The 25,879-nt window shown below is 45.9% G+C and carries 31 protein-coding genes and 1 tRNA gene; 15 read left to right on the top strand and 17 right to left on the bottom strand.

Annotated features, from left to right (window positions below; genetic code table 11):
• Window positions 1-27: 27 nt before the first annotated feature.
• Both QT987_RS04665 and QT987_RS04660 read right to left on the bottom strand, forming a co-directional pair.
• A complete protein-coding gene (locus QT987_RS04665; protein WP_333151455.1) occupies window positions 28-282 on the bottom strand; it encodes a hypothetical protein in 255 nt (84 codons plus the stop codon).
• A complete protein-coding gene (locus tag QT987_RS04660; RefSeq protein WP_333237700.1) occupies window positions 266-463 on the bottom strand; it encodes a hypothetical protein in 198 nt (65 codons plus the stop codon). The genes QT987_RS04665 and QT987_RS04660 overlap by 17 nt, the downstream gene beginning before the upstream one ends.
• Before the next feature lie 77 nt (window positions 464-540).
• On the opposite strand from QT987_RS04660, the gene QT987_RS04655 reads away from it, so the two are divergent.
• From QT987_RS04655 to QT987_RS04645, 3 genes are all read left to right on the top strand, one after another.
• Complete coding sequence (locus QT987_RS04655) at window positions 541-1,011, top strand: restriction endonuclease (RefSeq protein WP_333237698.1); 471 nt, start codon at window positions 541-543, stop codon at window positions 1,009-1,011.
• A gap of 3 nt (window positions 1,012-1,014) precedes the next feature.
• Window positions 1,015-1,428 carry an alternative ribosome rescue aminoacyl-tRNA hydrolase ArfB gene (gene arfB, locus QT987_RS04650; RefSeq protein ID WP_333237696.1) on the top strand — a complete coding sequence of 138 codons (414 nt, stop codon included), beginning with the start codon at window positions 1,015-1,017 and terminating at the stop codon, window positions 1,426-1,428.
• Window positions 1,429-1,600: 172 nt separating this feature from the next.
• On the top strand, window positions 1,601-1,840 hold the full coding sequence (locus QT987_RS04645) for a hypothetical protein (RefSeq protein ID WP_333237694.1): 240 nt from the start codon (window positions 1,601-1,603) through the stop codon (window positions 1,838-1,840).
• A 123-nt stretch (window positions 1,841-1,963) separates the two neighbouring features.
• On the opposite strand, the gene QT987_RS04640 is transcribed toward QT987_RS04645, so the two are convergent.
• The 4 genes from QT987_RS04640 to QT987_RS04625 form a co-directional block, all read right to left on the bottom strand.
• The gene (locus tag QT987_RS04640) at window positions 1,964-2,233 is read right to left on the bottom strand and encodes a helix-turn-helix transcriptional regulator (protein ID WP_333237692.1); all 270 of its coding nucleotides are present in this window, start codon (window positions 2,231-2,233) and stop codon (window positions 1,964-1,966) included.
• 234 nt (window positions 2,234-2,467) lie between these two features.
• Window positions 2,468-2,749: a helix-turn-helix transcriptional regulator gene (locus QT987_RS04635; protein WP_333237690.1), complete on the bottom strand. Its 282-nt coding sequence runs from the start codon at window positions 2,747-2,749 to the stop codon at window positions 2,468-2,470.
• Between the two features lie 308 nt (window positions 2,750-3,057).
• Complete coding sequence (locus QT987_RS04630) at window positions 3,058-3,648, bottom strand: helix-turn-helix transcriptional regulator (RefSeq protein ID WP_333237688.1); 591 nt, start codon at window positions 3,646-3,648, stop codon at window positions 3,058-3,060.
• 327 nt (window positions 3,649-3,975) lie between these two features.
• A complete protein-coding gene (locus QT987_RS04625; RefSeq protein ID WP_293176868.1) occupies window positions 3,976-4,218 on the bottom strand; it encodes a helix-turn-helix domain-containing protein in 243 nt (80 codons plus the stop codon).
• Between the two features lie 276 nt (window positions 4,219-4,494).
• On the opposite strand from QT987_RS04625, the gene QT987_RS04620 reads away from it, so the two are divergent.
• The 3 genes from QT987_RS04620 to QT987_RS04610 all read left to right on the top strand — a co-directional run bounded on the left by QT987_RS04620 (window position 4,495) and on the right by QT987_RS04610 (window position 6,886).
• Window positions 4,495-5,493 carry a hypothetical protein gene (locus QT987_RS04620; protein ID WP_333237686.1) on the top strand — a complete coding sequence of 333 codons (999 nt, stop codon included), beginning with the start codon at window positions 4,495-4,497 and terminating at the stop codon, window positions 5,491-5,493.
• Window positions 5,435-5,662 (top strand): hypothetical protein, encoded by a 228-nt coding sequence (locus QT987_RS04615; protein WP_333237683.1) that lies wholly within the window; start codon window positions 5,435-5,437, stop codon window positions 5,660-5,662. The genes QT987_RS04620 and QT987_RS04615 overlap by 59 nt, the downstream gene beginning before the upstream one ends.
• Window positions 5,663-6,430: 768 nt before the next feature.
• Entirely contained in the window at window positions 6,431-6,886 is a 456-nt protein-coding gene (locus QT987_RS04610; RefSeq protein WP_333237681.1) for a hypothetical protein, read from the top strand.
• A gap of 375 nt (window positions 6,887-7,261) precedes the next feature.
• Here QT987_RS04610 and QT987_RS04605 read toward each other — a convergent pair.
• From QT987_RS04605 to QT987_RS04575, 7 genes are all read right to left on the bottom strand, one after another.
• A tRNA-Val gene (locus QT987_RS04605) sits at window positions 7,262-7,335 on the bottom strand.
• An 86-nt stretch (window positions 7,336-7,421) separates the two neighbouring features.
• Window positions 7,422-9,509 (bottom strand): serine/threonine-protein kinase, encoded by a 2,088-nt coding sequence (locus QT987_RS04600; protein WP_333237679.1) that lies wholly within the window; start codon window positions 9,507-9,509, stop codon window positions 7,422-7,424.
• A 106-nt stretch (window positions 9,510-9,615) separates the two neighbouring features.
• On the bottom strand, window positions 9,616-10,062 hold the full coding sequence (locus tag QT987_RS04595; RefSeq protein ID WP_015175311.1) for an SRPBCC family protein: 447 nt from the start codon (window positions 10,060-10,062) through the stop codon (window positions 9,616-9,618).
• Window positions 10,063-10,251: 189 nt separating this feature from the next.
• Entirely contained in the window at window positions 10,252-11,688 is a 1,437-nt protein-coding gene (gene zds, locus QT987_RS04590; RefSeq protein WP_333237676.1) for a 9,9'-di-cis-zeta-carotene desaturase, read from the bottom strand.
• Window positions 11,689-11,750: 62 nt separating this feature from the next.
• Complete coding sequence (locus tag QT987_RS04585; protein ID WP_333237674.1) at window positions 11,751-12,107, bottom strand: type II toxin-antitoxin system PemK/MazF family toxin; 357 nt, start codon at window positions 12,105-12,107, stop codon at window positions 11,751-11,753.
• A gap of 4 nt (window positions 12,108-12,111) precedes the next feature.
• The gene (locus QT987_RS04580; RefSeq protein ID WP_333237672.1) at window positions 12,112-12,366 is read right to left on the bottom strand and encodes a hypothetical protein; all 255 of its coding nucleotides are present in this window, start codon (window positions 12,364-12,366) and stop codon (window positions 12,112-12,114) included.
• A gap of 115 nt (window positions 12,367-12,481) precedes the next feature.
• Window positions 12,482-14,128 (bottom strand): DUF6930 domain-containing protein, encoded by a 1,647-nt coding sequence (locus tag QT987_RS04575; RefSeq protein ID WP_333055585.1) that lies wholly within the window; start codon window positions 14,126-14,128, stop codon window positions 12,482-12,484.
• A gap of 245 nt (window positions 14,129-14,373) precedes the next feature.
• On the opposite strand from QT987_RS04575, the gene QT987_RS04570 reads away from it, so the two are divergent.
• The 3 genes from QT987_RS04570 to QT987_RS04560 all read left to right on the top strand — a co-directional run bounded on the left by QT987_RS04570 (window position 14,374) and on the right by QT987_RS04560 (window position 15,663).
• A complete protein-coding gene (locus tag QT987_RS04570) occupies window positions 14,374-14,727 on the top strand; it encodes a HesB/IscA family protein (RefSeq protein WP_006632680.1) in 354 nt (117 codons plus the stop codon).
• 125 nt (window positions 14,728-14,852) lie between these two features.
• The gene (locus QT987_RS04565; protein ID WP_333055586.1) at window positions 14,853-15,269 is read left to right on the top strand and encodes a tetratricopeptide repeat protein; all 417 of its coding nucleotides are present in this window, start codon (window positions 14,853-14,855) and stop codon (window positions 15,267-15,269) included.
• A gap of 196 nt (window positions 15,270-15,465) precedes the next feature.
• The gene (locus tag QT987_RS04560) at window positions 15,466-15,663 is read left to right on the top strand and encodes a hypothetical protein (RefSeq protein WP_006632682.1); all 198 of its coding nucleotides are present in this window, start codon (window positions 15,466-15,468) and stop codon (window positions 15,661-15,663) included.
• Window positions 15,664-16,196: 533 nt separating this feature from the next.
• On the opposite strand, the gene QT987_RS04555 is transcribed toward QT987_RS04560, so the two are convergent.
• Window positions 16,197-17,831: a DUF3352 domain-containing protein gene (locus QT987_RS04555; RefSeq protein ID WP_333237670.1), complete on the bottom strand. Its 1,635-nt coding sequence runs from the start codon at window positions 17,829-17,831 to the stop codon at window positions 16,197-16,199.
• A gap of 148 nt (window positions 17,832-17,979) precedes the next feature.
• Here QT987_RS04555 and thyD point away from each other — a divergent pair, with 148 nt between their 5' ends.
• Together thyD and QT987_RS04545 are read left to right on the top strand one after the other, a co-directional pair.
• Window positions 17,980-18,906: a thylakoid membrane protein ThyD gene (gene thyD / locus QT987_RS04550; protein ID WP_333237667.1), complete on the top strand. Its 927-nt coding sequence runs from the start codon at window positions 17,980-17,982 to the stop codon at window positions 18,904-18,906.
• Window positions 18,907-19,054: 148 nt separating this feature from the next.
• Window positions 19,055-20,110 (top strand): nucleotidyl transferase AbiEii/AbiGii toxin family protein, encoded by a 1,056-nt coding sequence (locus tag QT987_RS04545; RefSeq protein ID WP_333237665.1) that lies wholly within the window; start codon window positions 19,055-19,057, stop codon window positions 20,108-20,110.
• Window positions 20,111-20,299: 189 nt separating this feature from the next.
• Here QT987_RS04545 and QT987_RS04540 read toward each other — a convergent pair whose 3' ends face one another.
• The 3 genes from QT987_RS04540 to QT987_RS04530 form a co-directional block, all read right to left on the bottom strand.
• Window positions 20,300-20,839 (bottom strand): REP-associated tyrosine transposase, encoded by a 540-nt coding sequence (locus tag QT987_RS04540; protein ID WP_333237663.1) that lies wholly within the window; start codon window positions 20,837-20,839, stop codon window positions 20,300-20,302.
• A gap of 167 nt (window positions 20,840-21,006) precedes the next feature.
• Window positions 21,007-21,948 (bottom strand): glutathione S-transferase C-terminal domain-containing protein, encoded by a 942-nt coding sequence (locus QT987_RS04535; protein WP_333237928.1) that lies wholly within the window; start codon window positions 21,946-21,948, stop codon window positions 21,007-21,009.
• Between the two features lie 208 nt (window positions 21,949-22,156).
• Entirely contained in the window at window positions 22,157-23,059 is a 903-nt protein-coding gene (locus QT987_RS04530; RefSeq protein ID WP_333237661.1) for a hypothetical protein, read from the bottom strand.
• A gap of 331 nt (window positions 23,060-23,390) precedes the next feature.
• Here QT987_RS04530 and QT987_RS04525 point away from each other — a divergent pair, with 331 nt between their 5' ends.
• The 4 genes from QT987_RS04525 (at window position 23,391) to QT987_RS04510 (ending at window position 25,627) form a co-directional block, all read left to right on the top strand.
• On the top strand, window positions 23,391-24,338 hold the full coding sequence (locus QT987_RS04525; RefSeq protein WP_333237659.1) for a class I SAM-dependent methyltransferase: 948 nt from the start codon (window positions 23,391-23,393) through the stop codon (window positions 24,336-24,338).
• Between the two features lie 91 nt (window positions 24,339-24,429).
• Entirely contained in the window at window positions 24,430-24,807 is a 378-nt protein-coding gene (locus QT987_RS04520) for a DUF433 domain-containing protein (RefSeq protein ID WP_333237657.1), read from the top strand.
• Window positions 24,804-25,196: a DUF5615 family PIN-like protein gene (locus QT987_RS04515; RefSeq protein WP_333237655.1), complete on the top strand. Its 393-nt coding sequence runs from the start codon at window positions 24,804-24,806 to the stop codon at window positions 25,194-25,196. Before QT987_RS04520 ends, QT987_RS04515 begins: the two co-directional genes overlap by 4 nt.
• Before the next feature lie 107 nt (window positions 25,197-25,303).
• Window positions 25,304-25,627, top strand: a complete 324-nt coding sequence (locus tag QT987_RS04510) for a hypothetical protein (RefSeq protein WP_333138580.1) — start codon at window positions 25,304-25,306, stop codon at window positions 25,625-25,627.
• Window positions 25,628-25,879 lie beyond the last annotated feature (252 nt).

Here is a 25,879-nt window from a genome sequence, read left to right as displayed (position 1 = left end):
TTGTAGGGTGCGTTTCGGCGCACCTTACTAATTATTCTGGGGTTGCAAATTGTTTTGACGTTTTTTTTCGAGATAGCTTTTAATATATTCGTCGTTAAATAGGGATCGCGCGATCGTGAGTGCTTCTTGTCTTTCTGCGTCTGTCATGTAATCATCGCCTTTTAAACCTGATGGCGGGTGTCGAGGATCGCCGCCTGCATCGATAAATCGCTGACGTGCGATCGCCATTAATTCTCCTAATCTCCGGTCTTGTTGTCTTCTGATATCATGCGGTTTCGTCATAGTCTTCAACCTCGTCTATACGAACAATCTCGCCACTTTGTAGTATAGCAGCCCTTGGTAAAAATCGACTAGGGGTTTCGATGTACCAAAAGCCCTTTTCTTCATCATATATTCTCCAGATCAGCAAGTCGAGAGTTTCCAGGGCATTGATAATTAAGTATTGAACTCCTGATGATGGCATAGGTCGATGTGTAGTTGAGCCTGTACTGAGCAAATCTGGTACAATTATAACTACTCCTTTAAAATAAATGTAATTTTATGAAACCTTTTATAGTGAGAGCAGCAGCCGTTTTCAGTGATATTGCAGCATTGGCATTTGATACATTGAAAGAACAAGAGCAAAGAAAACGTTTATCAGACAGTGGTATTCTGGAAGTGGATGCAATGACTGGCAAAGAGTTTGAAATATTTCTCAATGTCCATTTTAGGAACTTGGGTTATAGTGTTACTTTAACTCAAGATAGTCAAGATTATGGGGCTGATTTAATTTTATACAAAGATGGCTCAAAAACCGTGGTTCAAGCCAAAAGAAGCAAAAATCCAGTTGGGATTAAAGCAGTTCAAGAAGTAGCAGGAGCCGTCAGACATTACAAAGGAAATAAAGGTAGAGTAATCACTAACAACAGCTTTACAGAAAACGCTTGCAAACTTGCTCAATCTAACGATGTAGAGTTATGGGATCGAAAAAAACTAATTGAGTTTATACTCACAGCTAATAATTATCAATAAATCATGTTACAAATTTCTAATACTGTGTTCATTCCCGATCGCGAAATCGAGATTAGTGCAATTCGCTCTCAAGGCGCAGGGGGGCAAAATGTAAATAAGGTGGCGAGTGCGATTCACTTGCGCTTTGATATCCCAGCTTCCTCATTGCCCGATCGCTACAAGGAGCGTTTGTTGCAAATCAACGACCAGCGCATCACCTCCGAAGGTGTGATTGTCATCAAAGCGCAGGAACACCGCAGCCAGGAACAAAACCGGGAAGAGGCTTTGAGACGGCTGCAAGAACTGATTAAAAGTGCGATCGTCATACCGAAAAGGCGCAAACCCAGCAAAGCAACTCGTAGTTCCCAGCGCAAGCGTCTCGACAGCAAAACCAAGCGAGGGCAGATTAAAGCTTTGAGAGGGAAAATTACGGAGTGATTGATATAGCAATCCTTGCAGGAGTCGTAAATTTTTGACCCCACCCCAACCCTCCCCTTATCAAGGGGAGGGAGTAAGAAATTCACAAATGATTTAGGATGGCTATAATATCAATTCCTATTAAAATTAGGATATAATTGTAGGTGATGATTGTTAATTTTAGGAAACAACCATGACAACTACTACAAGTAACGAGCCGACGCTGGGGGATGTTATTGAAAAGCTAGACAAGCTATCGGCTGAAGTTGAGAAATTATCAACTGATGTTGAGAAAACTAATGACAAAACAGACAGATTCAATGACAAATTTGATAACTACCAGAAAGCTACCCAATGGGTTGTGCAACTTGCTTTCACTTTGATTGCAAGCGCCACTATCACGGTGATTATCACTTCTGTTCTCCGTAAGTAATACCAAATCCTACTTTAATATCCTTTTTATAACTTGCTTGTTAGATGCCCGACTTCTTGAAGAAGTCGGGCATCTAATCTGCTTTTTTAGGTTGGTCTAATTAGAACTAAGCAACAAAAGTTGTCAGTCGGGATTTGGTGGGCCTAAGTCGTTCGGTAAATCGTTAAGCGTTTTTCCCAAAGCTTTGCAAAGAGCTTTCATTTGAGCAATGGTCAGTTCGGGTTCGTCTAGTCCTCGTTCCCAGTTACTGATTGCTTGTTGACTTAGGGTTTTTGCGCCCGTTTTGTCGGGAATTTGTTTTGCTAAAGCGGATTGCGATAAACCCACAGCCTCCCGCAAGATTTGCAGTGCTGGTATATCTTTGGACTCTTGAGTTTGTTTCTTTCGGGGCATATCATGGGAAATCTACAAGCAAACTTGTTGACAACCGGGAGGTTTACAAGTATCCTTGTTAAAGATAGAGACAACAGAAAGGCGGCTGCTTTAGCCGGACGGTGGAAACGCTTTGGTTTAGCGAGCTGCCTTATTTGTAGTTTCTACCCATTATGCCTGCATACCCTTAGTATTTTCCGGGCTTGGGTGCATGACTCAAGCCCCTTTCCCTAGACTTTTCCGAACCCCTGCGGGTTAGTTGTCGTTCGAGGAGGGCTCACGACTTGGTAAGTCATCGGGAATTTTGGTTACGTCTAATCCTAAAAGCTCAAACATAGTTTTTAGAGAAACCTGGTACAGGTTAGCCATAGCAAGTATGTTTTCAGCATTAGGTAGAGCCTTGCCTAATTCCCAGTCAGCTTGTCTTCGCTCGGAAATTCCGATTTTTTCTTTGACTTGAGGGCGTGTTAGTCCAGCTTGTTCTCTGAGTAGTCTCAATGGAGACTTCTCCTTTTCTTGTAAATCTTCTTCTATCATAGGACGAAATATTCATGATGTAAACGTCTTGACAAGGACTTGAATAAGACGTAAACTTCATGTTGGTAGGCAAAACAAAGGCGGCCGGGCGAGCCTCCAAGGTCAAAATGCAGGTTTGAAGAACCGCCTTATTTGTTGTGTCTATCAATTATGCCTGCATACCCAAGCGTATTTTCGGGGGTTGGGCGCATACCTCAAGCCCCTTTTTTCTCAACGCCGAGGAGGTGGTGCTATGTAAAAGGTCGATCGACCTCACAGCCTGACTCAAAATTGTATCAAATGTCAACACCATGATTTAGCTGTGCTTGTTAGTTGTCGTTCGATGAGGGCTCACGACTTGGTAAGTCATCGGGAATTTTGGTTACATCTAATCCTAAAAGCTCAAACATAGTTTTTAGAGAAACCTGGTACAGGTTAGCCAGTGCAGCTACGTTTTCAACAGTTGGCATGGACTTTCCTGATTCCCAGTCAGCTTGCATCCGCTCAGAAACGCCGATATGTTGTTTGACTTGAGGGCGGGTTAGCCCAGCTTGTTCTCTGAGAAGCCTTAATGGAGACTTGTCCTTTTCTTGCGAATTTTCTGCCACAACACATGAAGATTGTTTCACGAGTTCTAGCTTCTTGAACTCCCCCGAAAGATGAAGTACACTTAATGCTTGTAGGTCATCGGGAATTTTGGCTACGTCTAATCCCATACATCTAGCAAGTGTTTTTAGAGGTACGCCTAGCTCGCGCGCCAGAGCAATTACGCGATCGAAGCGAGGAATGGATTCTCCTCGTTCCCAATCGCCAATAATGCGAATTCCTACCCCCATTCGACGACTAAGTTCAGGTTGGGTCAAATTTGCACTTTCTCTAAGGTTTTTCAAGGTTATGGTTTCTTGATCTTTAGCTTCCATCAATTGTAGCAGTTAATTGCTAGCAAAATAGTGCTTGACAAAAATGGAATCTGGCACTATTCTGCTAGTAGATAGGCAAAACAAAGGCAACCGGGCGAGCCTCCAAGGTCAAAATGCAGGTTTGAAGAACTGCCTTATTTGTAGCGTCTATCAATTGTGCCTGCATACCCAATCGTATTTTCGGGGCAAGGGCGCATACCTCAAGCCCCTTTTTTCTCAACGCCGAGGAGGTGGTGCTATGTAAAAGGTCGATCGACCTCACAGGACAGCCCAACTCAAAATTGTATCAGCAGTAATAATTTTTTAACTGTTGGTTTAATTTAATTGCTAATTCGGCCCAAAGCTCTCTGGAAGTTCATCTATTTTTTCTATTTTTAGTTCTCGGCAAATAGCTTTCAACTGAAAGAGAGAAAATTTTGGTTCTGTGGCTCCAGATATCCATCTATGATACGTGGCCCGGGGAATCCCGCATCTAAAAGCAAACTCATCTTGTGATAAGTCTGTTTTGTTGATTCTTAGGGCTTCCAATGGTGAATTGCCCTCCTGTCTTCGTTCTTTTCTTGATGACATTGTAACATAAGTCTCAAATTGAGATGTCATACTTGACAAGTTTAAATCGACATCTCATAATGAGATACAAGTGACAGAACAAAAGCTGGCCGGTCAGGGCGAACAGCCAAAACCTACAGTTTTGAATAACCGCCTTGAGGTGATGCCATGTAAAAGGTCGATCGACCTCACAGGACAGCCCAACTCAAAATTGTATCAAAGATATAGACCAAAACTTCAACTTTGCGATCGCACAACTTCCGTGCTATCGTGCCATTTCTCGAACCATTCCCGATCATGCCCACATCCATTGACAACTTCTACCTAGGCGATGTCGCCTCCAACTTTCACTTTGCAGGCCCGCTGCTAGACTTTGAAGAAGAAATCCAGAATCAATCTCCCTTTCACGATTTAGATTACCTCACAGGCGAAATTAAAAGGGGATTCCTAGACTACGTGCGTCAAGGAATCATGCTGGACGCCATCCGAAAGCTGCGATTGTACAAAGACAAGTTCAAAAATTTTAAAAGTTACTGCGAACAAGCATTAGGTCGGCAGTATTTTTACTGCACACAAATTATCAAAGCTGCGAGTATTTGCCTGCGCTTAATTAAAGCAGGATTTGAGATTTTGCCTAGCTGCGTTGCTCAAGTTGTTCCTTTGTTCAAACACGCAATTACCGACCAATATGGCGACTGTCGTTTACAGGAAAAGTGGCAAGAAGTTGTCGATGTCATACCCAAAGAAAGGATTACGGCAGTAACTATTGCTGAAACCGTTGACAACAATCCCAACCTGCGGCTCAAACAAATTCGGATTAAAACCGACACCTACGCCATTTTAACGAAAAAAGCAGCCGCAGCCGGACTGTCAATTTCGGAATTTTTGGCCAGGTTGGTTGACGAATACAATCCCAGAAATTCAGACCAGCCAGCGGAACATACTCCCGAACAAGAGGAGATTTTAGACCAATTAGACGCGGAGTTTAAGAAGCCGACCACGGAACCGACTTCAACTTCTGCCCCAAGAAAAGTTAAGTCTAAAGGTTTTGGAGTCAAAGTTGAGCCTAAAGGTGGTAAAAGGGAAGTGAAGGCGAAAACTTCGGAAAGGGAAGTTAAGGCGAAAACTTCGGAAGGTGAAGTTAAGTTCAAAAATCGGCAAACTGAAATCAAAGCCGAGAAACAGTCGAATTCATTTAATGAGAAAAATCATGAAGTCATCTGCCCAAAATCCTATCATGCGTCAACTGAAATTAATGGAGGCTCAACTGAACGAAATTCAGTGCCACCTTATTAAAGCCAGTGTGTTGAATTGGTGGCAAATAGTTTTGCCTGACGGTCAGAAAATTGCGATCGAGCACGCGGGCGGCGGACACTGGGTTTTTCGGGCGAACGGGCTTGAGAAATCTCATCCAGAAGTGCGGCTAGCGGTGTTAAGGGCGATCGCCCAAGGCTGTCGCCGATAAGTTACGGGTAAGGACACGGCATCACAGCCGTGTCCCGGAAGGGGCTGGTGGGCGATCGGATTTGAGATGATGTGGGGATGTAGGGGGCGATCGACATCAGTTAGGCTTGGTGTCTGAGTCCAAGATTTAGGCGATAGAGTAATGCTTCTAAATTCGTAAGTGTTCGCTGTTTTATGTTTTAACGCTTCGGTAATCGAGTTATTTCTCTATGGTGGCGGGAGTTGTCGCAGCAATCCCTTTTTTTAGCTGGATTGTAGCAAGTCAGGGCTGTCAGTTGCACTGAGTCAGGGGCTGGGTGCGATCGCGAGGAGTGTAGCAACAGTTTCAGGCTGCGATCGTACTCATGCGCGTCCAATTTATGGTATGGTTAGTTAATAGCCATCGAACGAAGACGAGGATTTGATGGGAGAAGCTATCCGCCGAAAAAAGCTTGACCATAATTACGGTAACATCCTTAATATGGGATGTTTTATCCCTGCTTCTACTTCCAGCGATACTCATGCTGTCTCCGCGAGGAATTGCACGAAATGGAAGCGTAGAACGCCGACTTATGTCGGCTCATGCAAGCATTATTGACGCATGGAAAATCCTTGGTTATTGCCAAGATATTTTATCTAAGCTTAAGTATTTTAATCTGAAAAGCTTTGATTGCGTGACCAAAACCCCTAAAAATTATGGGCTTTTGCTTAGTGGAGAGCTGCTTATAGCAAAGGTTAAGGCGAATTAAGCACTGGTTCGATCGCGTTCAATTTATTGGCGGAGGAAATCATGACAGAAATCAGGAAAAATCCCGGAACGATCGCTTATTTCGATGTTTACAACGTACACAAACAAGAACCCAACGTTTGGAGTCGCGGGGAATGGAAAGGACAAACTGTGCAGGTTCGGGTTGTGATGCGAGAGAAACCCGCTGCTGGCAAACAAGCTGCACGACAGGAATTAGCGATCGATATGCGCTACCCCGACAGCACAAAAAATATCGGTTTTTTCCCCTTGGGCTGGGTAGCAGAAAAGGATAGAGGAAAAGTGGCTATCGGCGAAACTCGAACAATGCGAATCTATTCTCATCCGGGTGGAATGCTGTTTAATGAAGCCGGGAACACAACAACAAAAAGAGCCTGCCTCTTTAATGAGTCGATGACTCAGGATCAGATTGATTTCCTTTTAGGAAGAATGCCGGCGGGACTTTACGGTCCTGAAGATTTCGGATTGCCACCAAATTAAGTTTTGGTGAATAATTTAATCATTTTAAAAGCGCCGTAGAGTTGTACCCAAAACTCGGATTATTGGATTGGCGCTTCCAGAGTCTCTAATCCAGCTATTCCGCTAAGGACACGGCGCGGTGCCGTCTTCCGAAAGATGCTGGTGGGCGGGCACTACTACCACGTCTTGTGAAATAGTCAAACCAAAAGCTTTATGCACTTTTTCTAAAGTAAAATCCCTGTAAGCCCTTTGATTTTTTCCCCTATTTGACAGAATGGCTGACCTTGACTTATTCTGTCACCGTTCGTGTGGAACGGAGCCAAAGATCAGCGGAAAACAGAACTCTTAGTGAGATGGAAAACCTAAAACCCTTGATTTATAAATGATAGAAATTCATGGACACAACTGGACTCGAACCAGTGACCCCTACGATGTCAACGTAGTGCTCTAACCAACTGAGCTATGCGTCCTCACGAATTCCTAATGTAGCAGAACATTCGATCGCCTGTCAAGCATAAATATGAAATTTTTTAAGCGGGCACTCTTGACATCGCCCCTAATGCCCAATCCCCCGCCAAATCTTCACAGTTCGATCGCCCGCACCGCTAGCCAAACTCCCCCCATCAGCACTAAACGCCACCGACAAAACCTCCCCCCCGTGGCCCGTCAGAATTTCCAGCAAACCCCCCGTAGCCACATCCCACAAATAAATCGTGCCATCCCGACTCCCCGTCGCCAAAACCCGACCATCGGGACTCAACGCCACACACAAAACATCCCCAGAATTGTCCCTCATACTCCGCAACAGCGTCCCTCGCCCCTGTGCATCCACCCGCCACAGCTTCGCCGTACCATCCCGACTCCCGCTAGCCAAAATCAATCCTTCTCCTACTCCCCCCCTTACCAAGGGGGGGCTGGGGGGGGTCTGACCGGCAGGGGACACAGAGGAAGTCAATCCCTCTCCTACTCCCCCCCTTACCAAGGGGGGGCTGGGGGGGGTCGCAAAAACGATCGCCCGCACCCAATCCCCGTGCTCCGCCAGAGTACAAATCGATCGACCCTTTTGCCAATCCCACAACTGCACAGTCTTGTCCCGGCTGCCGCTAGCCAAAAACTCCCCGCCAGAACTAAAAGCCACCGCCTCCACCCCGCCAGCGTGACCAGTCAAAGCCGACATCCGCCTTCCCTTATTCAAATTCCACAACTGCACAGTTTTGTCCCGACTGCCGCTAGCCAAAACCTGACCATCCCGACCAAACGCCACAGCAGAAACCCTGTCAGAATGACCCGCCAAAGCGTACCACCACTTACCCTTATTCAAATTCCAAATATGAATCATTTTGTCCCGGCCGCCACTAGCCAAAGTCGCGCCATCAGGACTAAACGCCACACAAGTCACCCAGTCAGAATGACCCGTAAGAGTGTACCACCGCCTACCAGTCTCCAACTTCCACATCTCAATCGTCTTGTCCTCACTACCGCTAGCTAAAGTCGCGCCATCAGGACTGAAAGCTACCGACGTAACAGCATTAGAATGCCCTACCAGAGTATGAACACACCTCCAAGTAGGCGCGCGTGCCGGTACAACCCGCTGCATCGGCGGCACAGGTAAAATGGTGCCTGCAACCGTTGGCGGCACTGTATTCTGCACCACAGGCGTTCTCTGCGGCACGGGAATTTTAGGCGCTGGTAGGGGCGGTGCCCCCGTGCCCGCCCCCGTGCCCGCCCCCGCCGACGGCTGCGGCTGCAAATCTTTCAATACCTCAGCTACAGATTTGTAGCGCCGACTGAGACTCGATTCGATCATTTTGTCGAGGATGCGACTTAATTTCGGATCAATTGGAACCTTCAAAAAGTCTCGCCAAACCCAAGCATCTTGATTGATATCGAACAAATCAAAAGGAGATATTTGAGTCAGCAAATAAATGCAAGTTACTCCCAAACTGTACAAATCACTGGCATAAACCGCTTGACCTCTAATTTGTTCCGGCGCGACGAATTCGGGAGAACCGATGACTGTACCGGTTTCTCTCAAACCCTCCACAAGTTTTGCAGCGCCAAAATCAACTAAAACTAATTCCCCGGTTAATGTTGGGTAAGTATAAATGGTGGGAGTTTGAGAAAGGCGGCGGCGGATAATATTGGGCGGTTTAATATCTCGGTGAATTACACTGCGATCGTGCACGAACTGCAATACTGGCAATAAATCCTTCAGCAGACTGAGAATCTGACTTTCGCTGAAAGGCCCAGTCCGCGCCAACTCTTCCTGTAAATTCTGACCTTCTATAAATTCCTGTACCAAATACTGATAGCGTTCCTGCTGAAAGTGCGCCAGCAGTTCGGGAATTTGCGGGTGTTTCCCCAATTCGTCCAGCCGCACCGCTTCTCGGTTGAATAATTCTGCTGCTTTTTCGCTGCTGCTGGTACCTTGGGATAGCGGGAAAAACTGTTTAATTGCACAGCGCGGTTTTGAGGGTTTGTCTTGGTCTATTGCTAAAAAAGTGCGGCCGAAACCGCCGCGCCCAAGGGGTTTGATGGCGCGGTAACGCTCTCTGAGCAACAGTTTGGAGCCGCAATTCAGGCAGAATTGAGTACGATCGGCATTTTGCGGGTTTTGACAGGCGGGGTTTAGGCAATAACTCATAACTAAACCGAGAAGGAATCAGCAGCACATCTCTATGATACTGACGCCCAAGCGCGATCGACTCTCGCGTTACAATTAAAAACCAAAGGACTTTAGTCCTCAGAATTTAAGATGTGGCTTTTACTTTCAGAGCATACTCTTTAAACCTTTCCAAGTCAGCCTGAATTGTCGATTCAACCACGCGGCCCAGAAATAGGTTATCCATCAATTTTCCCAGCCAGCCGGGAATTCCGTAAGCCACTGTCAGCTTGACGATACTGCTGTCTTTGCGATCGTAAAATCTTACGGCACCTCGATTTGGTAAGCCATCTACCGATTCCCACTGAATTATCTGATTCGGCACTAATTTGAGAATCCGAGAAAGCCAGCTAAATTCTAACCCGCCAGTTGCGAGTTTCCAGCGAGACAATTCTGGATCTTCTTCGAGAACATGAACAGATTCTATCCACTTCATCCAGCGCGGCATTTGCTCTAAATCTGACCAGAGTTGCCACGCTAATTCGATGGGAATTGCCACTTCTACTTGAACACTGTGTTCTAACCAATCAGTCATGGGATTTTAGATTTTAGATTTTAGATTTTAGATTGAAGAATTGTTTGTTTCTTGTTACCAGGCTCTGCCTGGTAACGCAGATCCAGAGGCTCCGCCTCGCTTTTCCTCTAGAATACTGGAGGCAGAGCCTCCTGATCGGCCTTCCCAGGCTCTGCCTGGGAACGAGAGAAAACGAGAGAGGACTAATGACTAATGACTGTAAGCTTCGAGAATTGCCTTAGCCGCTTGATGGCCTGAAAGTGTCGCTCCTTCCATGCTATCAATGTAGTCTTGCTGAGTGTAACTTCCTGCTAGAAAGAAATTGGCGATCGGAGTTTTTTGAGCAGGGCGGAAAACATCCATTCCCGGTGCTTCCCGATACAAAGATTGAGCGAGCTTCACTACACTGTACCAAGTCATGTTTAATTCCCGCGCTGAGGGAAATAAATCCTGAACTTGCTTAAGTACGTGTTGGGCGATCGCCTCATTGCTTTGTTTAATAAACGGATCTCCCGGAGTCAACACCAACTGCAACAGAGAACCTTGTCCTTCCTTATAATAATCCTTGGGACTTGTTAGCGCCAAATCAGCAAAACAGGAAAAATCTGCATCTGCTGAATATAGCAAATTATCGATGCCGACAGCGTGGCTCAACTGTTTGCGCTTGGCTTCGTCTTCCAATTCCGTTACCCAACCGTCGAACCGCAATTGCACTGTAGCAACCGGCACAGCATCTAATTTATAAATGTTGTCAAATTCTGACCATTTGCGCCAAGCTGGGGGCAATATTTTCTGAATTCCTGGTACGTCTAATGCAAAAAGATAAGCATCAGCGGTAATAGTTTCTTCAGTTTCGCCGTTAGCTACTGCCAAGCCTGTGACGCGGGTTTCTGCACCTTCTTCAAACTGAATTTCTCGGACTCTGCGCCGCGTGTAAATTTTTGCTCCTTTCTTTTCCAAATATTCCACAATTGGTTTGTGCAAATATTCGTTGGGAGAACCAGCTAGCATCCGCATGACAGAGGCTTCGGTTTTCGATGCAAAGAATTGAAATATTGTCAACATACACCGGGCTGAAATATTTTCAGTGTCGATAAAACCCAGTGCGTAGGCGATCGGATTCCACATTCTTTTGAGCGAGTTTTGGTTGCCACCTTGACTGCGGAACCAGTCAGCAAAGCTAATTTTATCCAAATCGCGGATAGTTTTCATCGCTCCTTCAAAGTCTATCAGACCTCGGACGATCGGGCTAGTTCCTAGGGCGATCGCATTTTGAATTTTGTCTTGTACGGATAGCTGGGATGTAGTAAAAAATGCCTTCAATCCGTGCAAAGGAGCACCCACGGGAAAGCGAAAATCCAAAGAACCAGTTTCGCCGCCTCGATTGATAAAAGTGTGGACGTGTTCTTTGAGGAGCAAATCGTCAAAAGCTCCCACTTTTTTCATCAGGGCAAATAAGTTATAATAGCAGCCGAAGAAGACGTGCAAACCCATTTCAACGTGATTGCCGTCGGGATCTACCCAACTGCCAACTTTGCCGCCGACAAAGGGGCGGGATTCAAAAATTTCTACTTCGTGGCCGGCTTCCACTAAATCGACTGCTGTGGTCATTCCAGCCAGTCCCGCACCTGCGATCGCAACCCGCATTTTACCTATCCTTTACAGTATTTTTACAAATTGTAACAAAATTTAGAATATTAGAAATATTATTAAAGTTCGTAAATGCCGATCGACACTTGTACAGCCCTCTGAATTCTGGCTAGGACATCGGCACTAAGTTGACCGTAAGCGCCTTGTTCCAGATAAGTCTTTTGGACAGTTATAATTTGCTCGCAGACAGCCAGCGAGTCAGATTCTAACCCTCCTTCACCAGCCGGAATCAAAACCCGAGTCGGAGTTTCGCCTCCTCTCAAATCGCTAGTAAAAGGGACAATCAGTACAGTACGGCTCAATTCATTCCGGCTATCTATGGAAACGACAGCAACAGGACGCTTTTTGGTATCTCCGATCGTTCGCAAAGCTCTAACAAGATAAACTTCGCCTTGTCGCGGATAAGCTTCTGTCATTGTATCAAAGACCTTCCTCTATTAAAATTTCTTCCATTTGTTCCTGAGCAAATGTTGCCCATTCTTCCTCAAACTCAATATCTTCTTGGCTGCGGTTTGGATAAAACTTCCGCAACTTATCTTCTATTTGCTTAGCGTACCAGAGACGGAGAGCTTGTTCGATAGCCTCCGTCCAATCATCAGTAAGCTGGTCTATTTTCTCCGCGAATTCAGCATCAAGGGCGACTAACACTTCTCGCTTTTGAGTAGAATTTGACATAATCATTTTCCTTTATAATTTAAAACCTAGGGTGCGCTGGGGCGCACCTTACAAATTACTTTTACATATTCTTTCTTCCTTCTTCCTTCTTCCTTCTTCCTGCTTCTTTATTCTTTCAAAACATCGGCATTAACTGAAGTGGCCCAATTCCCAACTCTTTAGCAGACACCCAGCGAACCTCAAGCAAAGCGATCATATCCTTAAACTGAGGCTGACCGCGAGAAGCACCCATCAACCCTTTAGCAATAATCAAACCGCACCAACCATTGGTTAATTTACAGCGACGGTCCCATTTCTTGCGAGCTTCCTGATGCACCGGATCGTCTTCATTAAACTCCCCAAACAAATACAGCTCCCCATTTTTAGTTTGCAAAATACCCAAGTCGAATTGCTCATCCTGAAAAGGATTTTCGCCCGGATTAAAACCAATCCCCTTCACACCTCCAGCTTCTTTCAAATCCTGAATCATAGTTTTTGCCTTCGGATGAGAAGTTTGGATCATCACCACCGGCAAACCATCTCCGGCGGTATTAATATCAACTTCTGCACCTTGGTGAAACTGGACACTTTGGCGCAGGAAATCTACCGTTTCCCAAGGTACGGCACCGAGACTCAAAAATGAATTTTGCGGTACTAAATCGTCCCGCAGCAGTGGCTTGTCAAATTCATCATCGTCATCATCGTCATCATCGTCATCACCGAGCATCTGTAATAATTCGTCTGATACATCGGGCATCGTGGAAACTTTAACGGATACCTGTTGAATTTCTCCGTCAGGCTGCGGAACAGGGATGCGGTAGCGGCTGCTAAGAGTGGGAAAAGTGTCTGAGCCCAATTTCCGGCGGCCGTTGCGGAAAAAGCGATGAAATGCTTCGAGAGCAACTAACATCGTGAGGGCTTCTTCTTCGTAAAGGATCGATCGCAATCCTTCTAAAGGATGTAGGTTGCCGAAATTTGGTTCAATTTCCGAGGGAGGCAAATCGGCTAAATCAATTTCGTCCTCGTCGTCCTCATCAATATCTGCTGCACTTTCAAAGGTAACAAACAAACAGTCTTGCCCTAAAAAAGCCTGTTCTAAATCTTCAAAAGATTCATCGTTGACGACTCGTTCTCGAAACCGCTTCAAGGATTCTAGAGAACGGTACAGTAAAACTCCGTAATCCATTCTGCCTTGCCCCAATACGGACACGTAGAGGCTGGCGACATCCCACTGATTGATTTCAATAGATATAATTTGGTGTTCCCTCAAAGTCCGCCACGGAGCGTCTTGCCAAATTTGAGCAGCTTTTTCCATTAAAACTTCAGCATACTGAGGTGGCAACTCAGGAGGTCTGTTGATGGCGACCTCTTCCATGCCGCGAAATATTTCGTCAATTAGGGGCAATTCCGGCACGTAGTCAATGGAAATGCCTAAATCTTGAAGTACGCCCCGCAGATAAAATTGAATTTCTCGGTTTTTGACTACTATTTTTTGGGGGCGGACTGCGGGAGCCGGACTTTGGGGATGTTCCATTGCCCGTAGCAGGGCCCGGACGAGCGCCTCTGGGCCGGCATCTGGGCCTACCATGTCCATAGCCCTCACGACTCCTTCGGAGCCATCGACCCAGAGAATGCACTCGCCACCAGCTTCTAGAACGTCATCGTCATCTAGCATCATGTGTGAGTCAGCATTAGATAAGGGTCGGCGATCGCCCTCCCACACGCTGGGAATTTGAGGTAAGTTTTGTAGCCGACGAAGAGTAGTGCGATTCAGCGCTGCCATAGAGTAAGCCCGTTGGGTGAAGCATTGTTGCGGTGCCGGTAGCCGGTCAACCGCTGCTTATCAATCATAAACCCTATAGGGGGAGAGGACATCGAGCTGGGGAACGAGGCCTCACGGGAATTAAAAATTAGAAGCTAAAAATTCGGCCTTCAGCATCTAACCTTATGCCTTCTGGCGAATGCCTGTACAATGGAGGGATAAGATTACACTCTTAGCATTAGACAATCTCAGGAGTTCGGCAAATTATGACTCAAGCCATTTCTGAAAAGCGCGGCATTCAAATGACAGACTCTGCTGTCCGTCAAGTTTTAGCTCTGAGAGAGAAACAAGGTAAAGACCTCTGCTTGCGGGTAGGGGTGCGCCAGGGCGGCTGCTCTGGTATGTCTTACGTCATGGATTTCGCAGACCCCAGCACTGTGAAATCCGACGATGAAGTGTTCGACTACGATGGTTTTCAGGTAGTTTGCGATCGCAAGAGCATTCTTTATCTCTACGGTTTGGTTCTCGACTTCAGCGATGCTATGATCGGGGGCGGTTTTCAGTTTACTAACCCCAACGCAACTCAAACTTGCGGTTGTGGCAGTTCATTTTCTACATAAATTGGAAAATAGGGCATTGGGGATTGGTAATTACTCATTGCTGAGAATGCCTCGGACTGCCTTGCTGCGTCCCGCACCCAATGCTCTTTCCAATCTAAAATCTCAAATCCAAAATCTAAAATCGAATGACCCCTGAAGAATTGTTTAAAGACGGTTTCGATCGCTACCAAGCTGGCGAAGCCCCGGCTAATCTGATCCCCGTGTTTAAAGAAGTGTGCGAAAAAGCTCCCAAAAATGGCAATGCTTGGGCTAGCCTCGCGTGGCTCTACCTGTTGGAAAATAAACCATCTTCGGCTCAAAAAGCAGCGAAAACAGCCGTTAAATTGAACCCTCATGACCCCCAAGCTCGCATCAACCTAGCAGTAGCGATCCTCGATCTCAAAGAGAAAGGAGTGCGTCCCCACGTAGAAGTGGCTCAGCAACTTCTGATGGCTTCCGAAGAGTTACTCGACGAAGTTAAAAAAAATTTTGAAGAAGGATTAAGTAGAAAACCCGACTGGAAGAGTCTCGCCCGCGTTAAACAGTGGCTTCTGGAGCCGTAACCGCGCAAACAAGTCTATTTGGGTGCGGGGATCGACGAAAGTGGCTTTGCGGTTTATTACGACATCGTAATAAATCAATAAATAACTTTATGGAAAACTCAGAAAGTCAGTGCTAGTATTTGAAGACTTAGACGATTGACAAACCCGCTCAGCGGTTTTCAGATTTTACTACGATAATACTAGGAGTTGTAAAAACATGAGCACTGACAGCCACGTTAACATCAAACCCGCAACCCGCAACCACAAAGGTTTCTTTATTCAGCCAGCTTCTTACAAGTTGATGAGCATCGATAAATCCGGTTGGGCCTTGATTTGCATGGACAAAGCAGTTTGTCACTACGTAGACCCGGATGATTTGCAATTGCCCAATAAATCAGGAATGTCTGAAGGTTAATTCTGAAGTTGTGAGAGACTTTAAGATGCTTTATTTGAGTAGCTGCCCTCCATGGAGGGCAGCATCTTTTTTAGTAAGAAAAAAGTCCTGCAACGCGCAGTGATCTCATGTCCGGTCGATCAACCATAATATCCGGTCGGGGCGGGTTTATTGGATTTGGGATTTGTGTTGAATATCACGGTAAACCCGCCCCTACAACAATCACGATCGATTCACCGGACATGATATGAATCGGGATTTAAGGGATAGGCTGTTACGAATCTAGATTGTATTTTTGGGCGGGCGGGACGCTAGGGCCCCTACTCCCCACAAGACTTTGATTTTTTTTACACAGAACTTAAAGACCGCAACAGCTTAGGAATGAGAATTAAATAACTTCCAAAAGTTTGTGGGATGGGCGTCCCGCCCGGCCAAATATGTCGGGCGGGACGCCCATCCCACAATAACAATTAAAAATGTTAGTTATGTAATTCGCGATCCTTAGAAGGATAGAAGGAAGAATTACCGATTACAAATTACCGATTACAAATTGCCTAATTGTTGTTAGATTTCAAGGCAAAAAGCATCTCCAACTCAGCAGTTGTCGGTTGCGTAGAAGCTGTGGCTACGCTAACTCCTCGGAGAGAATTCAGCAATTCGGCGACGGGCGGGGAAACTAAATTTGGCTGTACTGCGAGCAAATATTGGTTAGCCCAAGACATGGTTTTTTCCATATCTATGTAAAAGTAACCTTGGTTGGCGCGCGGTAAAGAAGTGGCGATCGCCTGAAAACTCGGACTGCTGCTTAACGGTTGCGGTGGCGTCGAAGTAATCACATCAACTAAAGGGCCGCCGAAAGCTACAAATACAGAATTTTCATTCAGCCAACCGTGCCCGAATAAAGTGCCTTGCTGGGGTATTTGCCACTCCGTAACTTCTTTGCCTTGAACTTGTCTGGGGCCGACACTGACTGTAGGATTGCTTTTGGCGATCGCATCGAGTTTTTTCAGAGTTGCTTCTGCAGCAGGGCGATCGCTGGTTTCAAAAATCATCGCCGCCCCCATGCCCAACTGAGACAAAATCCCTTGATTGGAACCGATCGCCCCGATCGCAAATTCCCCATTCATCCAACCAAAAACCTCTCGATCCGCATCCAAATCCAACCGCTTAAAACTATTCCTCACCTGCTGAACTCCCCTGCCAACTTCCGGGCTATCTTGTGCCTCAGCGGTTGCTTGCGACCAAATTTGATCGATTCCCTTGCCGCCGACTAAAGCAATGGTTTCGCCCGGAAATCTGGGCAATAATTTCGATGCGAATTGTGGAGTTTGCTGCACGAATTTAGGGTCTAACTGAGCAATAGTTTTTACCCTCAATCCCGCACTATCCGCTCCAATTCCCGCAACCAAAGACTTAACCTGTTTGAACTGCGAAAACACTGTCCAAGGCAACTGGATATCAGCGGGCAAATTAGCTTTCAATTGCTCAATGGCCGCAGGATAATCAGCAATATAAACAGTTGCGATCGGATTCTTGACACCAGCACTCTCTGCAAAAAACTTAGTTGTACTCTGCTGCGTAGCGAGGGAGGGTTCTCCTTTAAAAGTATCGATCGCCAATTCCACAGGCTTTTTCAAAGGAGCCATCACTAATTGGTCGTTCAGCAAAGCCACACTGTAGCGCTTGCCAGTTGGCTCTGCAATCTCATAAATTTTAACTCCTTTATACTCGGTTTCTTGAGTTGTTGCACCGGGCTGAGATTTTAATTTATTAGCAAAATTCCAAGCGCTAATTTTATTTTTCACGCTGACTACTACCAGCAGTTTTGGAGGCTCTGTATTCGTCACAGCATCAGGGGGCAGCAAAGCGACCATCACCCCCCCTAACCAAGGCTTTAAGTCCCTGTCAAAGTCGATTTGAGTGCCTGCCAAGCTTTGTTCTTGAAAGGCCTTCAAACCCTGACCGATCAACTTTTGAGCCCCTGGCGTGCCAAATCGCTGCAATTGTGACAACGCTTGGGGATTGGGGGAGATAAAGGCGGCCATCATTGCTTCGTCGGGCACAACTTTGGCGCTGTCTTGAGGGTTGGATACTTGTTGGCTCAAACCCTGGAAGTAAAAGTAGACCGCAGCGCTACCTGCTGCGGCGATGGAGGCAGCAATTAGAAGCTTTGATTTTTTTGCAGGCATGGTTTGTGTTCCTCGTGTCCTTTATCAGTTTAATGAAAATACACTTGGCTTGTCGGGAGGGGATCGAGGCTGCTGTTTATTTTTGTATGATTTAACACAAGTTTGGACGATCGTCTAAACTACTAAAAATGTGCATTGCGGGTAAAAGATGAAAGTAGCGATCGCGGGAGCAACGGGATTTGTAGGTAGCCGGCTGGTGGAGAAGCTGCAAGCTGCGGGACATCAAGTGGTGGTTTTGAGCAGGGATGGGGCGAAGGCTAGCCGAGTTTTTCCGGCTTCAGCTTATCCGAATTTAGAAGTTGTCGCCTACACTCCTGCGGAGTCTGGTGATTGGCAAAAGTCGATCGCGGGCTGCGAGGGTGTTGTCAATTTAGCAGGGGTTCCGATTGCGGAGGAAAGGTGGACGGAGGCGCGCCAGCAGGCAATTCTGGACAGTCGCACACTGACGACGGCAAAATTGGTCGAGGCGATCGTCAATGCTAATCCTAAACCATCTGTGTTTGTGAGTGCATCGGCGATCGGCTATTACGGAACCAGCGAAACCGCTGAATTTGACGAAACGAGCCTCGCGGGAAACGATTTTTTAGCAACAGTTTGCAAAGACTGGGAAGCAGCAGCCCAACCTGCAAAAAATGCGGGAACGCGGCTAGCAATTTTGCGACTGGGGATAGTTTTGGGAATGGGAGGCGCCTTGGCAAAAATGCTGCCACCTTTTAAACTATTTGCAGGCGGCCCAATTGGGACAGGAAAACAGTGGTTTTCTTGGGTTCATCGCGAGGATGTGGTTGATTTAATTTTGTACGCTTTGCAAAATTCGCAAGTTGAAGGCGTTTTGAATGCAACAGCACCGAATCCGGTGCGGATGAATGAATTGTGCCAAACTTTAGGGGAAGTTTTAAAGCGGCCTTCTTGGTTGCCGGTGCCAGGTTTTGCTTTAGAAATGTTGTTGGGAGACGGGGCAAAACTTGTTTTGGAAGGGCAGAAAGTGTTGCCGAAACAAACTTTAGCTAGTGGTTTTCAATATCAATATCCGACGCTGAAATTAGCACTCGAAGAGATTTTATCGGGAAGTTAGGAACCTACGGAATAGAACCCGCCGAATAGAATTCGGATGCTTCACAAACAAAGTCCGAGCTGAGAGGGACTCCAACAAAATTCCTCGTTACCAGGCTCTGCCTGGTAACGCATATCCAGAGGCTCTGCCTCGCTTTCCCCGAAAGCATATGAACCATCAAGAAATAGCAACCGGGTTGACAATTCCCGCCGAACTCCCATTCCTTCAAGCTATCTGCTGGCAAATTGCTGATGTAAAAAAATTGAGTTTCAAGGAAATGCTATGCCGCTACGAATCTGGCTGGCATTATTGGGGAGTTTTGGGAACACCTAGCTTTGAGGAACTAGCTTTTATTCAACAAATCAGCCAACACTATCAGTCTTGGTTAATAGCAGAAATGGGAAGCAGTTTTCCGCCAAAAACTCCAGAAAATGGGGTAAGTTCTCAAGCAATGTTTAAACGCGAAATTCATCAAAAGATATTAACTGTACTCAGCCACTTGAATGTCGAATTTCTACAGGAATGTCGGGCGTATTTTGGGGGCGGAACGTTGGTAAGTATGGAACACGGAGAATATCGGTTGAGCCAGGATATTGACTTTATGTGCCCGATGGATGATGGCTACCGTCTCCTGCGCCGAAAAGTTGCCGAAGGAGGCTATGATATGATTTTTGGTAGTCGCGATTCCCTTGGGGATAGCTTCGCTTCACGCATTGTTCTCCCGAACGATATTCAAGCCAACCAGTATGGGATAAGATTTCCTGTTATTGTTGACGGCACTACTATTAAATTCGAGATGGTTTGTGAAGGGCGACTTGAGTTGGGCGAACCAAATTATCCAAATTGGTCGCCTGTTCCTGGTTTGAATCAAATTGATAGTATAGCAGAAAAGTTGTTGGCAAATGCCGATCGCCCGGCTGTCGATCGGGTAAATTCTAGAGATTTAATCGACTTGGCTATTCAAAGGTTAGCGACTCCGATTCCCCAAAGGGCGATCGACAAAGCTGAAGCAGCTTATCAAGTTATGGAACCGCTCGATCGAGTGATTCAGTATTTCCAAGATCGTCCCGATTATCGGGAAAAATGCTATGAGGTTTTGAGTATTGCAGAGCCAAATAAAGTTATTAACGGTATCGATTTACTAGCTCAGGATTTAGGCAGGGAAATAACAGTCAGGACATTTAGCGAGACTACTTCCTCATTCCCCAGCTCTGCGCCGAATTGATCTTCCTCGTTCCCAGGCTCTGCCTGGGAACGCATTTCCAGAGGCTCTGCCTCGCTCTTTTCCATTCTTCGCTCTTTTCCCTTCTTTTTCCCCTCGTTACCAGGCTCTGCCTGGCCCCTCGTTACCAGGCTCTGCCTGATAACGCAGATCCAGAGGCTCTGCCTCGCTCCTTCAAACAAATCATCCGACTCAAAAATCAATCAAATCAACTGGCAACAATCCATCCTGACCCATATAATTTCGATAACTAGAATATCTCCAACAAGCTGGATCGTCAACATAGCCGCGCCTAACAGGATTATTGTGGATATACTCCAATTTTTGCAACAGCATTGCCTCATCCAAAATAGCTTGCGGGTGGAACCCTTCTTGCCATAGCTGATATTTTTGGTCTTTTTTGTGTAGCTTTTTATAGAATGCGAGTTGATCGAGGATGTTGGTAACTTGATGTTTTTCAAGCAAGTCAATTATGGAGCGAGCTGTAAATGATTTAAAATTTCTCATTTGCGTTGACAATTCAGAAGAAGTTACGATTAAGTGCAAGTGATTTTCCATCAGCACGTAACCGTGTAAAGCTAAACGCTTCTCCCGTTGCATAAAGCTTAAGGAATCTAAGACTATTTGTGCTATTTCTGCTTGACAGAAGACAGGAATCCAGTTGATAATTGTAGAGGTGACAAAGTGCGGTTGGTTGTCGGAATATATTACTTTGTATCTACTTCTTCCCATTGGGGCGATCGAGGGTTTGTTGGTGGGTTAGGGCGAGTCGGAGCCTCTGGATATGCGTTACCAGGCAGAGCCTGGGAACGAGGGAATGGATGGTTTGTTGGTGGGTTGGGGCGAGGCGGAGCCTCTAGATATGCGTTACCAGGCAGAGCCTGGGAACGAGGTACGAGTTAAGAAACCCGGTTTCTGAGCCCTGCGCGATCGTGAGCTTTGAGCAAACTCGCCGGATCGGGCCCAGCCGGGATAATGCAGCCGGGATTCAGCGGGAACAAATTGCCGTAATAATCGCGCTTCACAGCCTCCAAATCGCAAGTGCCGGCAACTCCCGGTAACTGGTACAAATCGCGCAGATAAGCTCCCAAATGCTCGTAATCTTGAATGCGACGCACATTGCATTTGAACAAGCTGTAGTAAACTGCATCAAAACGGAATAGAGTAGTAAAAAGCCGCACGTCTGCTAAAGTCACCCGATCGCCACACAGGTAACGACTCCTCAAGAGCGATCGATCGATCTCGTCTAAAACAGCAAACAATTCACTACAAGCCGAGTCATAAGCAGCTTGAGATTGCGCGAAACCGCAGCGATAAACGCCGTTATTCACCGATTGGTAAATCTTCTCATTCCACTCGTCAATTTGCGATCGCAAATCCAGAGGATAAAGATCCATTTGAGGATTGCCAGCAAACTCGTTAAACTCCGAGTTTAGCATCACAATAATTTCCGAACTCTCGTTATTGACGATCGCCTTTTTCGAGTCATCCCACAGCACCGGCACCGTACACCGCCCCTGATAGCCCGGTAAAGCCAACTGGTAAAGTTCCGGCATCGTGTTGCAGCCAAAAGTCTCCGACTCCATCACCCACATTCCCCCTTCAGAGGGATAGACAATAGACACGGATATCGCATCTTCAAGCCCTTTGAGCGCCCTCGTCACCAGAGTGCGGTGGGCCCAAGGGCATCCCGTACCCACGAAGAGGCGATACCGTCCCGCAGCGGGCCCGTGAGGGTTGTCTGGTGCAGTGCTGACAAAGTTGCGGAAACTGCTGCTGGGGCGAATGTATGCTCCCGTGCGATCGGGCGGCGCTAGTTTTGACATCATTAATTGCCACATTGATGTCCAGACAAATTTGCCTAGCTTGACTGTTACGGATGAAGGAAGCGATTTGTTTTTCACAATGCGATTAAAAGAGGTTTGCTAAACATAATTTGCTTATTTTAACTCACATTGCGAGGTTTATTCCCTAGTTCCCAGGCTCTGCCGGGGAACGCATATCCAGAGGCTCTGCCTCGATCTGTTCCCTCACCTAGGAAGGACTTTTCTAGGATCTGCCAGAGGCTATTTCAGCATAAGCTCGATCGATCAATCGGCGAGCAACCGTCTGAATTCCGGTATGTTCGTAATAATTGGTACTCATGTCTAAAAACGCCGCCACATAATCCAATTTGTCATCAGTAACATCAATGTATTGCTTGAGATGGCCTAAAACTATGGCGGGAGTTAAGCCGCGAGACTGTACTAAATTGTTCATCCAACCTTGCGCTGAGGCGAAAGTAGTTGTCACAAATCCGAACTTTTGTGAATTATTGGCGCCGGGAATTAGGTTACTGATATTTTGGAATGTTGAGTTTTGCTGCAAGGTGGAAGGATTCAATCCGCCTATCGTATTTTGTGCTACTCTAATGAAGTCCGGGCCGAGGGGAATTAAACCGTCAGCACACACTAATGCAGCCATCCGCATCAGAGATTCGCCTTTGTAATGAGATAAATAATTACCAAAGCTTCCCACATTGTCAAGGGAAATATTGTTAAGTTTGCAGTAGGCAATTAGCTCGATCGCCACTTTGACGCACAAATCGATCGTTTGAGTTGTGTCAGCTTTGGGAGTGAGGCGGTTGAGAAAGGAAAGAAAGCCAATGTTTTCGCCGATTTTATTCGCCATAGCCGTTGCACCTAACGCACTATCGGCGCTGTCTGCTAACTGGTAAAGCCTGACTACGCCTTGATATGGCTCATTGGGGTTAGCGTAAAGCTCGATCGCGCGATCGCGAATTTTCTCAACTAATTTGCGCTTTGTTTCCCCTGTCAGCGCTTGAATAGTATTATCAAAACCCGTGAGATTGTTCCACGCCCCCGGAACCACAAAATCGAGGGATTTGAGCATCATCACAGTGACGCCACCCGACGGCAAATTGTCAACCAATTCCACAATAGACTTGCTCATCACAAACTCCTGAATAGCCAGATTTAAAGTGTTCTTCCAAATACTCCAACTGCGGCAAATCCGATTCCAGATTCCAGATAAATTCCCCAGAACTTAAATAAGTAAGCACAATTAAATATTACACGACTAGAGCCTGTTTTGCAATCCTCTGAGCTTTTCTCTCTTCTCTAACTCTGCGTTCTCTGCGCCCTCTGCGGTTCATTAAAAAAAGTCTTTTCCACAAAACATTTGCATTTCACTCGCCAGCACAAAGTTAAGTTTCATTATATAGATAAATCAAAATCATCGCACTGTGTTAAAATAGATGGCGCAAAATAGAAAAACATAAAACATGACGGTTGCAGTTAACAAAAATCCGGGATTAGCCTCGCGTTTAGTAAATGGCGTACTCTCCATCAAGCCTTTAGCTAATCTAGCCAAGCACCAAGCGCGGGAAATGATGATAAAAAGAGGAGAAAAAATCGGAGTGCATTGGCGACAAGAATCGCAAGCACTTTTGTCCAGGAATTGGGATGCAGAATTGCTCAGCGTCCAAAATCCCGATCTTGTTTACCCGAAATATTATCTAACTTCATTCCACGCTTATGAACAAGGTAACATGAGCTGGGAAGCTGCTACAGAAGTAGAAGTTGCCGCCCGTACAGTTCACGCCACAATTTGGCCGGAAGCGGGTGCAGAAGGCGATGCAAAACTCCGCGCCAGCTATCACGAAGTCATCAAATCTCAGATTGCTTCTTCACCGCAAGATATTGTGGATTTGGGATGCAGTGTGGGAATGAGTACCTTTGCTCTTGGGGAGGTTTACCCGGAAGCGAAGATGACTGGGGTGGAGTTGTCGCCTTATTTTTTAGCAGTTGCTAAATACCGTTCTCAACAGCGAGAATCCCAATCTTTAAATCAAAAATCTCCGACTTGGGTTCACGCTGCTGCTGAATCTACTGGTTTGCCTGCGGCTGCTTTTGATTTAGTTTCTATTTGTTTAGTTTGTCACGAATTGCCGCAGAAAGCTACTAGAGAAATATTCCGGGAAGCGAGGCGTTTGCTGCGTGTTGGCGGACATTTGACAATTATGGATATGAATCCTCAGTCGGAAGTTTATGCCAAAATGCCTCCTTATATTTTGACTTTGCTCAAAAGTACGGAGCCTTATTTGGATCAGTATTTTGGGTTGGATATTGAGCAAGCTTTGGTAGATTCCGGTTTTGCCCAGCCGACAATCACTTGCAATACAGTCCGACACCGCACTATTGTTGCTGAGGCAATAAACAGTCGGGTTTGATGTTGGAAAAATGTTGGCGGTCGATGACACTTAAAAAGTTGATTCGACCGCAACTGCGGTATAATAGAGACGAACCTAGAAGGTTATAGGTATGACTCCGGTATCCGAAACACAAGCGACTATTATCCGTACAGAGCGAGGACTGACGATTTCAGGCACTCGACTGACTCTATATGATGTTATGGATTTTCTGAAAGCTGAGTATTCACCAAAATTGATTCGTCATAAATTTAACCTCACGGACGATCAAATTAACGCTGCTATGTCTTACATTGAAGCAAACCGCGCTCAAATCGAAACAGAGTATCAACAGGTATTACAAACAAGAGCAGAAATTCGCTCCTATTGGGAAAATCGCAACCGCGAACGGTTCGATCACATTGCAATGATGCCACACAAGCCCGAACAAGAAGCTCTCTGGGCAAAACTTGAGGAGCAAAAAGCGAGACGTGTCGCACAGAAACAATGACTTTCCTAGTTGACTACAATCTTGACGGCTATGCTCTTCTTTTGCTCGGAATTTTGACAAAACTCGGCTGGCTTGAATTCGTGTCGATTCGATTTGTCACTTTTAGGGAAGCTGGACTATCGATGGACGCTAGCGATCGTTTGGTTTGGCGTTATGCTCAAGAAAATCAAATGATGATACTCACAGCCAACCGAAACATGAAGGGTGAGGATTCACTTGAACAGGTGATGCGTGAGGAAAATACAGCAGATTCGTTTCCTGTATTGACAATTACAGATATCGATCGCCTTGACGAATTTGACTACCGAGAGCGATGTGTTGAGCGTCTTGTTGAGATTGTTCTAGACGTTGACAATTATATGGGAGTTGGTCGGTTATTCATTCCGTGATATCGACATCAATTTACCTAATTCGATCGCAACTGCGGTACAATTAAGCGTTAGACAGCAGTCTGAGCTAGAACATTTTAATAAAATCCTAAAAGAAGGACATCTTCATGAATCCGACAGCCCCCTCTGAAAACGTCATCAATTGTTTGCACGTTATTTTGGATGCCACTGCATCGAAAAATTACGAGCTTTTTACCACAGTGGGCGATGCAGGCTACAAAGCGAGCATTACACCACAAATGTTTGACGCTGTTAGCGAGCAGCTCGCTTCACGCCTGCAAAAAGGATATTCAATTACTTATTTTGGTGAGATAAAACAAGGTAATAGTCCGATTTATTTGTGGAAGCTGAGTTTTGAAGATGGTGGAGATGAATTTGTGGCACACATGACTATGAATGGAGACAAAGTTGCTGGGATTTTCATCGAATAACACATCTTTCTTGACCGAAAGCATCCAGGATACAAGCCCCCGGATTCATCCGTCCAGAAATAAAAAACTTGTATCCGATGAACAAGCCCCCGAATTTATCCGTGGGCTCAATGCTTCAATTCTTTAATCTAAAATCTAAAATCTAAAATCGATTGACACGGTGTTTCACTCTCATCTAAGGAATGAGAATTAAATAACTTCCACTCTTGAAAGTGGGATGGGCGTCCCGCCCGTCCAAAAAGGACGGGCGGG

This window comes from Microcoleus sp. SVA1B4 (genome assembly GCF_036700545.1).
Taxonomy (GTDB): Bacteria; Cyanobacteriota; Cyanobacteriia; order Cyanobacteriales; family Microcoleaceae; genus Microcoleus.
This window is presented reverse-complemented; position numbering and strand designations above follow the sequence as displayed.